The sequence below is a fragment of the Mycobacterium sp. genome, from assembly GCF_050701675.1.
Lineage (GTDB): Bacteria > Actinomycetota > Actinomycetes > Mycobacteriales > Mycobacteriaceae > Mycobacterium.
On sequence record NZ_JBOGDD010000040.1, the window covers coordinates 1 to 9868 of the forward strand.

The window sequence follows — 9868 nt, forward strand, 5'->3', positions numbered from 1 at the left end:
CCTCGAGCGCGATGACGCGTGGCGTGCGCAACCGGACCACCGCCCGCGGGGCCACCAGGTCATGCGCCCACTTGCCCGCCACCAGCGCCTGCGCCTCGGCAGTGCGGGCGTAGCCGGCGATCAGCGCCGCGCACCGCTGCTGGTGTGCGCGCAGCATTGCGACCTCGCGGGCGTGCGAGTACGGGGCGCGGGGTTCGGTGAGCGTGTCGTCACCGTCGTCCCACACCATCACCAGCCCGAGGTCGGCCACCGGCGCGAACACCGCGCTGCGGGTTCCGATGACGAACCTGGCGTGGCCGCGCAGGACGGATAGCCACCGGCGGTAGCGCTGTGAGGGGCCGAGCCCGGCGGACAGTGCGACGACGGCCCCTTCGTCGACGTGCCGGACCGCGGCCGCGGCCAGCGCGTCGACGTCACGCTGGTCGGGTACGACGGCCAGCGCGGAACGGCCCGAGGCGACGACCACGGCCGCCGCTTCTGCGAGCCGGTCGGTCCACTGCTCCCCCGGCAGCGCCTGCCAGACTCCGCGAGCGGCCCGGCCCTCGCTCAGGGCGTCGAGGAACTGGCGGCCGCGGCCGTACTCGGCCCAGGCCGCCTGGTCGACCGGCCGCGCCGTCGCCGTGGTCAGCTCCGGCATGGCCTGCTTCTCGACCTTCGCGTGTCTCGGCGGGACCGCGAGTCGCAGCACGTCGGCACGGGTGCCCGCGTACCTGGCGGCGACGGCGTCCACCAGCCGGCGGACGTCGGGGGTCAGCACCCGTTCGCTGGAGATCACGCGGTCCAGCCAACCGAGCTTGCCGACGTGGTCCGTGTCCGAACGCCTCTCGAGGAGGAAGGCGTCGACGAGCCTGCCGTGGAAGCGCACCCGAACCCTTACGCCGGGTTGGGCGTCATCGGACTGTTCGGCCGTGACGAGGTAGTCGAACTCGCGATCGAGGTGCGGCACGGACAGCATCGGGAGCACCCGAGCGATGGGCTCGTGCTCGGCTGGCTGCCTGATTTCCGTCACGCCCGTGGTGTAGCAGAGTGCTCGGACACCGATCCACCGCGGCCGAACAGGAGCCCCGCGGTGATCAACAGCAGCGACGCCGCATACGCCCACCAGATCGGCACGGCCAAGGCCTCCGAACCCAGCACGAACTTGCCGATCCCGATCATGGCGTCGGACACCGCGAAACACAGCGCACCCAGCGCGGTCCACGGGGTCGGCAGCCCGGCCAACAGGGCCATGCACACCATGGCGGCGAGCACCACCATGTAGACGACGACGGGGATCGCCATCCCCTCGGCCATCAGCCGCGGCCAGAACCACACCAGCAGCGCCACACACGCAACGCTCACACCGATCGCGGTCGCCACCCTCGTCGGAGTGCGGGTCGCCAGCGGAAACAGCGCGACGAGGAAGCACAGATGCGCGAGCAGGAAGGCCCCGAGGCCGAGGACGAACGACGGCTCCCACCATGGCATCGCGAGCAGGAAGTCACCCGCGGCGGAGAACACCAGGGCGGGGACCAGCCAGCGGCGTTCGCGTCGGACCCGATGGCCGAGCGCCGCGGCGGCCAGCAGCACGGCGGCCAGGGCCTTGACGGCGGGCTGCAGAGCGAATTGGCCGGTGAGCGCGTCACCAGCGGGTGATCGCAGCGCCGTGACGAGAAGGAACACCCCGTAGGCCGCACCGACGACCACCGCCGCGCCCCACAGCGTCCGCACCGCACGCGATGCGTACGGTGAGTCGATGCCCGTCACCGATGACGCCGACGACAAGCCCGGTCTGGATGCCATTCTGCAGAAGGTACTGGAAGCGGTGCCATTCCAGTTGACGACCGACGGAGGCCCTGAGGCGGCGCGGCAACGCTTCCGGGATCTCCCCCGCCGTCCGGTACATCAGGACCTGCGAGTCGAGGACCGGACGATCGATGGGCCCGCGGGTCAGGTCCCGATCCGGCTGTACTGGCCACCGGACGCCGGGAACGCAGTGGTGCCGGTGGTGATGTTCTTCCACGGCGGCGGGTGGGTCGTTGGTGATCTGGACAGTTACGACGGGGATGCCCGCCGCCACGCGGTCGGCTCGGGTGCGCTGGTGGTGTCGGTCGACTACCGTCTGGCGCCCGAGCATCCGTACCCCGCCGCGGTGGACGACGTGTGGGCCGTGACGCAGTGGGTGGCAGCGCACGGCGACGAGCTCGGTGCCGACCCGAAACGGCTTGCGGTCGCCGGGGATTCGGCCGGCGGCAACCTCGCGGCGGTCGTCGCACAGATGTCGCGCGACGCAGGCGGCCCGCCGATGGTGTTCCAGCTGCTGTGGTATCCAGCGACGACGTGGGACACCTCACTGCCTTCGTTCACCGAGAACGCGGACGCGCCGATCCTCGCGCTCGACGCCGTCGCCGAGTTCTCGCGGTGGTACGCCCGTGGCCAGGATCTGAGGAATCCACCGTCGACCCTGGTCCCCGGTCGGGCCAGTGACTTCTCGGGTCTGGCGCCGGCCTACATCGCGGTCGCCGGACACGACCCCCTGCGCGACGACGGAGTTCGTTACGGTGAACTGCTGGCCGCCGCGGGAGTGCCGGTCGAAGTGCACAACGCCGAGACGCTGGTCCATGGCTACCTCGGTTACGCCGACGTGGTGCCCGCCGCCACCGACGCCGTCGCGCGGGGGTTGTCCGCGCTTCGCCGCGCGCTAGCCTGAGGTATATGACGGATTCCTCGACGACGCGGCCCGGTATAGATCCCATCCTCAAGGCACTCCTCGAGGCCGTACCGCTCGAGTTCACCATCGACGACGGCGTCGAGGTGGCACGGGACAAGCTTCGCGCACTGAACCCTCCCGCGGAGACATTGCCGGACATGCGCATCGAGGAACGGGCGATCGGTCACGGGGACCTCACCGACATCCCGGTGCGCATCTACTGGCCGCCGATCGAATCGCACTCCGACCTGCCCGTGGTGGTGTACTACCACGGGGGCGGTTGGTCCGTCGGTGATCTCGACACGCACGACCACGTGGCACGGGCCCATGCGGTCGGCACCGAGGCGATCGTGGTCTCGGTCGACTACCGACTGGCTCCGGAGCATCCCTTTCCCGCGGGCGTCGATGATGCCTGGGCGGCCCTGCTGTGGGTCGGAGAACACGCCGCCGAACTCGGCGGCGACCCCACCCGGATCGCCGTCGCGGGCGACTCCGCAGGTGGCAACGTCGCGGCCGTGATGGCGTTGCGGTCGCGGGACGCGGGCGGTCCACCGCTGGTGTTCCAGTTGCTCTGGTATCCGGTGGCCGTCGGGGATCTGTCGGCGCCGTCGTTCACCGAGAACGCGGACGCGCCGCTGCTCAACCGCGAGGTCATCGAGGCGTTCCTGACGTGGTATCTGCCCGGCGTCGACATGTCCGATGCCGCCTCGCTTCCCACCGACCTGGCCCCCGCCAACGCGACGACGCTGGCCGGGCTGGCACCCGCCTTCATCGGCACCGCCGAACACGACCCGCTGCGTGACGACGGTGGCAAGTACGCCGAAATGCTCTCCGCTGCAGGTGTTCCCGTTGAACACAGCCTCGAGCCGACGATGGTGCACGGCTACGCAAGCCTGGCGCTCGCATCACCTGCCGCGGACGAGGCCACCAACCGCGGACTCGCCGCACTCAAGGCGGCACTGCACACGGGGCGATGACCGACCGCTTCGTGCTCGACGTCCGATCGCCACGGCAGTGGGAGGACTGGCTGGAGGGCAACCACGACTCGGTGAGCGAGGTGTGGTTGCGGCTGTTCAACAAGGCCTCCTGGGGCAGGAGCGAAACGACCGGGGGAATGACCGGCGACGTGCCACTGGCCTACGGCGAGGCCGTCGAGATCGCGCTGTGCTTCGGATGGATCGACAGTCTGGCCCGCGGGCACGACGAGGTATCCCGCATCCAGAGGTTCAGTCCGCGCAAGGCCAGGAGCTCGTGGTCGAAGTCGAACGTCGAACGGGTGCACCGTCTTATCGCCGCCGGCCGGATGCGTGCACACGGTTTGGAGCACGTCGAGGCGGCGAAGGCCGACGGACGCTGGCCGTCCTAGCGGCCTTGCTCAGAGCTGCACGCCGCGGGTCAGCGCGCCGTCGACGACGAGGTTGGTGCCGGTGATGAAGCTGGCCGCCGAACTGCTCAGGAAGACAACGGCATTGGCGATCTCTCGCGGAGTCGCCATTCGGCCGGTGGGGTTGAGCCCGAGCGCCGCCTTGAACAGCTCCGGGTCGTTCTCCTCGATCGATGGCCACACCCCGCCCGCAAAGTAGGTGTTGCCCGGACTGACCGAGTTGGCCCGGACTCCCCTGCCCGCAAGGTTGTGGGCCAGCCCCTGCGTGTAGTGGATGATGGCGGCCTTCATCGTCCCGTACGGGCCCGAGGCGAAGTCGATCTCGCGCCCGGAGACACTCGAGATCGTGACGATCGACCCGGCGTCGCTCGCCAGCAGCTGCGGCAGCGCCGCCTCCACCAGACCGACCGTGCCCATCAGATCGACGTCGAAGCTCGCGCGCCAGTTCTCCTGGTTGTCCGGAATCGCGAGAGCGCTGACGTTCGCCACCACGCCGTCGATGCCACCGAGTGTCGTTGCGCTGGCCTGCACCCAGTCTCTCAGTGCCGCAGCGTCACCCACGTCGACGGCGGTTCCAATGGCATCGGCGCCCTTGGCCACGAGTTCGGCCTCCGTCGCGTCCACGGCCTCCGGCGTGCGCGCGCAGTAGGCCACCACCGCGCCTTCGGCCAGCAAACCGTCGACCACCGCGCGGCCGATGCCCCGCGTACCGCCGGTGACCAGGAATCGCTTGCCGGTCAGTCCGAGTTCCATGCCGTCTCCTTGCTCGTCGGTGTGGGGTCAGTACGAGATCGAGCCGAGCGACCTTGCGAGCCGACGCAATTCATCGTGGATTCCGCCGTAGGACGGCGCCGTGGGAAGCAGCCGCTTGTCAACCTTGGTCACGGCGCTGTAGTTCGTGTCGACGACGTTGGCGATCGGGACCTGCGAAATCTGGCTCAGCAACTGGTACGCGTCGAGGCGATCGAGGTGGTAGAGCTGACCCAGCCAGCCGATCATCTCGACCTGCCCGGCCCGCCATGCCTCTTCCAGCGGGCGCCCCGAACCGATGCACATCAGGTGGGTGTCGGTCTCGATCCTGGGCCAGGCCGGGCCGCCGCCCTTGATCAGGTCGACGATGGCGGTCACGTTCATGGCGCCCTCGACTGCCGTGCCGCACGACTCGCCTTCACCCTGGCGGTAATGGCCGTCGCCGAGTGAGAACAGCGCGCCGTCGACGTTCACCCGCAGGTAACAGGTTGCGCCCGGCGCCATTTCGGGGGTGTCCATGTTCCCGCCGAAGTAGTCGGGAACCAACGAGGTGCGTACCTCGCGATGTGCTGGAGCCACGCCGACGGTGCCGAGCATGGGGTTGGCGGGCAGCTTCAGCTCGAACTCGCTGCCCAGCGCCGAGAAGCCGACCGTCGCGGTGGCCGGGTCGTATTCGTAGATCCAGGTGCGCTCCGGAAGAGCGTCCTGCAGCGTCGGGCTGGCGGGCACGCTGGTGAGCCCACCGAAGAACGGGATCAGCGTCGAGGCCCCCCAGGTGCGGGCGGGCGTCAGGTCGACGAGGTGAACGGCCAACGTGTCACCCGGCTCGGCCCCCTCGATCCAGAACGGCCCGGTCTGGGGATTGAGGTCATCGGTGTTCAGCGCAACGCTGGCGACGTCGTCCTTGCTGGTGATCCGGCCACCATAGGCGTCCTCGGTCCACAGCGTCAGGACCGTGCCCGGTCTGATCCGCTTGATCGCAGGCGCGCCGCCGAAGGTGTAGGCCAGCTGGTCGACCGAGGGCACGAAGGTGACGTGATCCATGGCCACCATCCTGCTCGACTCGTCTCCCCATGTCGCGCGGGCAGACGCAAAGGGCCCTCAATCACGTCGATTGAGGGCCCTTAGTGTCTGCTCGTGCAGAGGTTGAGCGTCAGACGGAAGCCTTGAGCTCCTCAGCCTTGTCGGTGCGCTCCCACGGCAGGTCGACGTCGGTGCGGCCGAAGTGGCCGTACGCGGCGGTCTGCGCGTAGATCGGGCGCAGCAGGTCCAGGTCGCGGACGATCGCGCCGGGGCGCAGATCGAAGACCGACGTGATGGCCTTCTCGATGCGAGCGGGATCGACGGTCTCACTGCCGAAGGTCTCGACGAACAGGCCGACGGGCGCGGCCTTGCCGATGGCGTAGGCGACCTGGACCTCGATGCGCTCGGCCAGCCCGGCGGCGACGACGTTCTTGGCCACCCAGCGCATCGCGTACGCGGCCGAACGGTCCACCTTCGACGGATCCTTGCCGGAGAAGGCGCCGCCGCCGTGGCGGGCCCAGCCGCCGTAGGTGTCCACGATGATCTTGCGGCCGGTCAGGCCCGCGTCTCCCATGGGACCGCCGAGCACGAACTTGCCGGTGGGGTTGACCAGCAGCCGGAAGTCGGAGGTGTCCAGGGAGTCGTGATTCAGGTCGGCGAGGACCGTGTTGACGACCTTCTCGCGGATGTCCGGTGTGAGCGTGCCCACCAGGTCGATGCCGTCGGCGTGCTGGGTCGAGAGCACCACGGTGTCGAGCCGGACGGGAGTGGTGCCGTCGTACTGCACGGTGACCTGGGTCTTGCCGTCGGGCCGCAGGTAGTCGAGCACGCCGCCCTTGCGCACCTCGGTGAGCCTGCGGGCAAGGCGGTGGGCCAGCGCGATCGGCAGCGGCATCAGCTCGGGCGTGTCCTTGATGGCGTACCCGAACATCAGGCCCTGGTCGCCTGCGCCCTGGAGATCCAGCGGATCGCCTGCGCCCTCGACGCGCGTCTCGTGCGCGGTGTCGACGCCCTGGGCGATGTCAGGGGACTGCGCGCCGATGCCGATGTTCACGCCGCAGGTGGTCCCGTCGAAACCCTTCTCCGACGAGTCGTAACCGATCTCGAGGATTCGCGCGCGCACGGTGTTCGTGATGTCGGCGAATGCTTCCTTGGCGGTTGTGGTGACCTCACCAACGACGTGCACCTGCCCGGTCGTGACGAGGGTCTCGACGGCCACGCGTGACCTTGGATCCACGGCGAGCAGTGAATCGAGCACCGAGTCGCTGATGGCATCACAAATCTTGTCGGGGTGTCCTTCGGTTACCGATTCACTGGTAAACAGCCGGGCATTGCTCACGGTGTATCCCTTTCAAGAAGTTAGTTAGGCGAATCATATCGGTGCCCCGTTGCAGCCAAGCGTGCGCCCTCGTTGCACGCAACCCTTACGCGCAGCGTTTTGCCGTCGGTTCCGTCACGAGCCGTCGCTACCGATGAAGGCCACGATCGCGTCCACGATACGGCTCGACATCAGCGTCTTGGAACCGTGCTCCAACGCGACTTCGTTGCCGTCGGCCGCCAGCAGCCAGCCGTCGTTGTTGTCCACTTCGAACGCGCGCCCCTCGCCAACGGCGTTGACGACCAGTAGGTCGCACCCCTTGCGCTGCAGTTTCGCCCGTGCGTGAAACAACACGTCGCCGTTGGCGTCACCCGTCTCCGCAGCGAATCCGACGATGGCCCGCATGTTGGGGAGCTGACCATGCGCACGCGCCCGGACGGCTCCCGCCAGCACGTCGTCGGTGCGCGTCAACGCGATGGTGGGCGCGGCCGCGGCCCCCGGCTCGTGAGACTTCTTGATCTTGGTGGTCGCGACCTGGGTCGGGCGGAAGTCGGCGACCGCGGCAGCCATCACCAGGACGTGCGCGTCGGGTGCGTGCTTCGACACCGCGTCCTTCAACTGGTCGGCCGACCCGATGTGCACGACGTCCACGCTCGCAGGGTCGGCGAGACCTGCGGTGTTGCCTGCGATCAGGGTGACCTCGGCGCCGCGTTGCGCGAAGACGCGCGCCATCGCGAAGCCCTGTTTGCCCGAACTGCGATTGCCGATGAAACGCACCGGATCGAGGGGTTCGCGGGTGCCGCCCGCGGTGACGAGCACCTTCACCCCTGCCAGGTCGTACGGAAGAGCGTCGGGGCGGTCGAGCAGAAGCTGGGCCAGCGTCGTGATCTCTTCGGGCTCGGGCAGACGACCAGCACCACTGTCCGACCCGGTCAGTCGGCCCGAGGCCGGTTCGAGGACGATGTTGCCGCGGCCTCGCAGGGTCTCGACGTTCTGGACGGTGGCCGGGTGCAACCACATCTCGGTGTGCATCGCGGGTGCGAACAGAACCGGACATCGCACGGTCAGAAGCGTGGCGGTCAACAGATCGTCGGCGCGGCCCGCGACCGCCCTGGCCAGCAGATCGGCCGTCGCGGGAGCAACCACCAGTAGGTCGGCCTCCTGGCCGATGCGGACGTGCGGGACCTGGTCGACGTCCTCGAAGACCCCGGTGTGCACGGGTTGTCCCGACAGCGCCTCGAACGTCGCGGCACCGACGAAGCGCAGGGCCGATTCGGTGGGGACGACGCGAACGGAGTGACCGGCTTCGGCGAGTTGCCGGATCACCGTGCACGCCTTGTAGGCGGCGATACCGCCAGCGACGCCGACGACGATCCGCTTGCGCTCGGTCATAGCTCTTCGCCCGGGAGGCTCATCGGATTGTCTGCTCTTCGCCCGAGAGGCTCATCGCCGCGCAGCCGGGGGGCCTAGCCCTCGCCCTCGGTGTGCTCGAGCAGATCGCCGTGGATCTCGCGCATGGCAATCGACAACGGCTTCTCCTGCAGTCCCGGCTCGACGAGCGGCCCGACGTACTCGAGGATGCCGTCACCCAGCTGGTTGTAGTAGTCGTTGATCTGGCGTGCCCGCTTGGCGGCGTAGATCACCAGTGCGTACTTGCTGGACGCACGGGACAGCAACTCGTCGATGGGCGGGTTGGTGATGCCCAGCGGCGTGTCGTAGGCGTTGGCGGCGTCGGAGTCGGGGCTCTCGACAGGGGTTGTCACGAAGTAATCTCCTGGCATGTTTGCTTGAGGACTAGCTAACTGTTCGGGTCGGTCCGCGCCGCATCCGGCGTGTTGCCCATCAGCAAGGATACCAACTCTGAACAGGCGAATTCCAATTGCCCATTGACGACGACCACGTCGAAGGCATCTTGGGCAGCGAGTTCGTCTCGCGCGGTGGCCAGACGACGGGCCCTCACCTCGGGGGTCTCGGTGCCGCGACCGACCAATCGAGACTCCAGCGCCTCCCAGCTCGGAGGGGCGAGAAACACCGTCATCGCCTCCGGCATGGCGGTCTTCACGGCCCGTGCACCGGCCAGATCCACTTCGATGAGGACTGGGAAACCGGCACGCGCCGCCGCCCTCACGGGTTCGGCTGGGGTCCCTGAGCGGTGCAGCCCTCGGTGGATCTCGGCCCACTCGAGCAGCGCACCCTCGTCGATCAGCTGCTGAAACCGCTCGGCGGTGACGAACGAATAATCGACACCGTCGACCTCACCCGGCCTTGGCGCCCTGGTGGTCACGGACACGCTGAAGTGCAGGTCGGGGACCTTGTCGCGCAAGCAACGAACCACGGTTGACTTGCCGACGGCCGAAGGACCGGACAGCACGACGATTCGACTCATCGCAGCCGCCGTCCGGTCCTCCGCCGGCACTAATCTGCCGTGAAGTCGAACTTTTCCAGCAGGGCCTTGCGCTGACGATCGCCGAGGCCGCGCAGGCGGCGGGTCGGTGCGATCTCGAGCTCGGTCATGATTTCCTGTGCCTTGACCTTGCCAACCTTCGGCAAAGCTTCCAGCAGTGCGGAAACCTTCATCTTGCCCAAGACCTCGTCGTTCTCAGCGTCCTTGAGGACCTGCTTGAGGTTGGTGCCGCCACGCTTGAGTCGATCCTTCAGTTCAGCTCGCGCTCGACGTGCGGCAGCAGCCTTCTCCAACGCTGCC

Annotated in this window: 12 protein-coding genes; 3 read left to right on the forward strand and 9 right to left on the reverse strand. The window is 68.3% G+C overall.

From position 1 onward, the window contains the following. Positions 1 to 955, reverse strand: a 955-nt coding sequence (locus tag ACRDUX_RS01265) for a primosomal protein N' family DNA-binding protein (RefSeq protein ID WP_526410265.1), incomplete at its 3' end; no start/stop codon positions are given. A 50-nt stretch (positions 956 to 1005) separates the two neighbouring features. Next, positions 1006 to 1782, reverse strand: coding sequence for a lysoplasmalogenase family protein (locus ACRDUX_RS01270; protein ID WP_526410243.1), 777 nt, complete (start codon positions 1780 to 1782; stop codon positions 1006 to 1008). Between ACRDUX_RS01270 and ACRDUX_RS01275 the strand changes: the two genes are divergently transcribed. Genes ACRDUX_RS01275 through ACRDUX_RS01285 form a run of 3 tightly spaced genes read left to right on the forward strand, consistent with a single transcriptional unit; the run spans position 1736 to position 4055 of the window. After that, positions 1736 to 2689 carry an alpha/beta hydrolase gene (locus tag ACRDUX_RS01275; RefSeq protein ID WP_526410245.1) on the forward strand — a complete coding sequence of 318 codons (954 nt, stop codon included), beginning with the start codon at positions 1736 to 1738 and terminating at the stop codon, positions 2687 to 2689. The two genes, ACRDUX_RS01270 and ACRDUX_RS01275, sit on opposite strands and share 47 nt — an antisense overlap. A 5-nt stretch (positions 2690 to 2694) precedes the next feature. Next, positions 2695 to 3666, forward strand: a complete 972-nt coding sequence (locus ACRDUX_RS01280) for an alpha/beta hydrolase (RefSeq protein ID WP_526410247.1) — start codon at positions 2695 to 2697, stop codon at positions 3664 to 3666. Further along, the gene (locus tag ACRDUX_RS01285) at positions 3663 to 4055 is read left to right on the forward strand and encodes a YdeI/OmpD-associated family protein (protein WP_526410249.1); all 393 of its coding nucleotides are present in this window, start codon (positions 3663 to 3665) and stop codon (positions 4053 to 4055) included. The genes ACRDUX_RS01280 and ACRDUX_RS01285 overlap by 4 nt, the downstream gene beginning before the upstream one ends. A 9-nt stretch (positions 4056 to 4064) precedes the next feature. Here the strand turns inward: ACRDUX_RS01285 and ACRDUX_RS01290 are convergent, their stop codons facing one another. The 7 genes from ACRDUX_RS01290 to mihF form a co-directional block, all read right to left on the reverse strand. Next, positions 4065 to 4826, reverse strand: a complete 762-nt coding sequence (locus ACRDUX_RS01290) for an SDR family NAD(P)-dependent oxidoreductase (protein ID WP_526410251.1) — start codon at positions 4824 to 4826, stop codon at positions 4065 to 4067. 27 nt (positions 4827 to 4853) lie between these two features. After that, positions 4854 to 5867 carry an acetamidase/formamidase family protein gene (locus tag ACRDUX_RS01295; RefSeq protein WP_526410253.1) on the reverse strand — a complete coding sequence of 338 codons (1014 nt, stop codon included), beginning with the start codon at positions 5865 to 5867 and terminating at the stop codon, positions 4854 to 4856. Between the two features lie 109 nt (positions 5868 to 5976). Beyond that, positions 5977 to 7185, reverse strand: coding sequence for a methionine adenosyltransferase (metK, locus tag ACRDUX_RS01300; protein ID WP_526410255.1), 1209 nt, complete (start codon positions 7183 to 7185; stop codon positions 5977 to 5979). Positions 7186 to 7299: 114 nt separating this feature from the next. Continuing rightward, positions 7300 to 8556, reverse strand: a complete 1257-nt coding sequence (gene coaBC / locus ACRDUX_RS01305; RefSeq protein ID WP_526410257.1) for a bifunctional phosphopantothenoylcysteine decarboxylase/phosphopantothenate--cysteine ligase CoaBC — start codon at positions 8554 to 8556, stop codon at positions 7300 to 7302. Between the two features lie 74 nt (positions 8557 to 8630). Beyond that, a complete protein-coding gene (rpoZ, locus tag ACRDUX_RS01310; RefSeq protein ID WP_526410259.1) occupies positions 8631 to 8945 on the reverse strand; it encodes a DNA-directed RNA polymerase subunit omega in 315 nt (104 codons plus the stop codon). Between the two features lie 17 nt (positions 8946 to 8962). Beyond that, entirely contained in the window at positions 8963 to 9550 is a 588-nt protein-coding gene (gene gmk / locus ACRDUX_RS01315) for a guanylate kinase (protein WP_526410261.1), read from the reverse strand. A 29-nt stretch (positions 9551 to 9579) separates the two neighbouring features. Beyond that, the coding region (gene mihF / locus ACRDUX_RS01320) for an integration host factor, actinobacterial type (RefSeq protein WP_526410263.1) at positions 9580 to 9868 on the reverse strand (289 nt) is incomplete at its 5' end.

Coding starts and splice junctions, on each gene's coding strand:
- ACRDUX_RS01275 (WP_526410245.1), top strand. CDS start 1,736: ATGCCCGTCACCGATGACGCCGACGACAAGCCCGGTCTGGATGCCATT.
- ACRDUX_RS01270 (WP_526410243.1), bottom strand. CDS start 1,782: ATGGCATCCAGACCGGGCTTGTCGTCGGCGTCATCGGTGACGGGCATC.
- ACRDUX_RS01280 (WP_526410247.1), top strand. CDS start 2,695: ATGACGGATTCCTCGACGACGCGGCCCGGTATAGATCCCATCCTCAAG.
- ACRDUX_RS01285 (WP_526410249.1), top strand. CDS start 3,663: ATGACCGACCGCTTCGTGCTCGACGTCCGATCGCCACGGCAGTGGGAG.
- ACRDUX_RS01290 (WP_526410251.1), bottom strand. CDS start 4,826: ATGGAACTCGGACTGACCGGCAAGCGATTCCTGGTCACCGGCGGTACG.
- ACRDUX_RS01295 (WP_526410253.1), bottom strand. CDS start 5,867: ATGGATCACGTCACCTTCGTGCCCTCGGTCGACCAGCTGGCCTACACC.
- coaBC (WP_526410257.1), bottom strand. CDS start 8,556: ATGACCGAGCGCAAGCGGATCGTCGTCGGCGTCGCTGGCGGTATCGCC.
- rpoZ (WP_526410259.1), bottom strand. CDS start 8,945: ATGCCAGGAGATTACTTCGTGACAACCCCTGTCGAGAGCCCCGACTCC.
- gmk (WP_526410261.1), bottom strand. CDS start 9,550: ATGAGTCGAATCGTCGTGCTGTCCGGTCCTTCGGCCGTCGGCAAGTCA.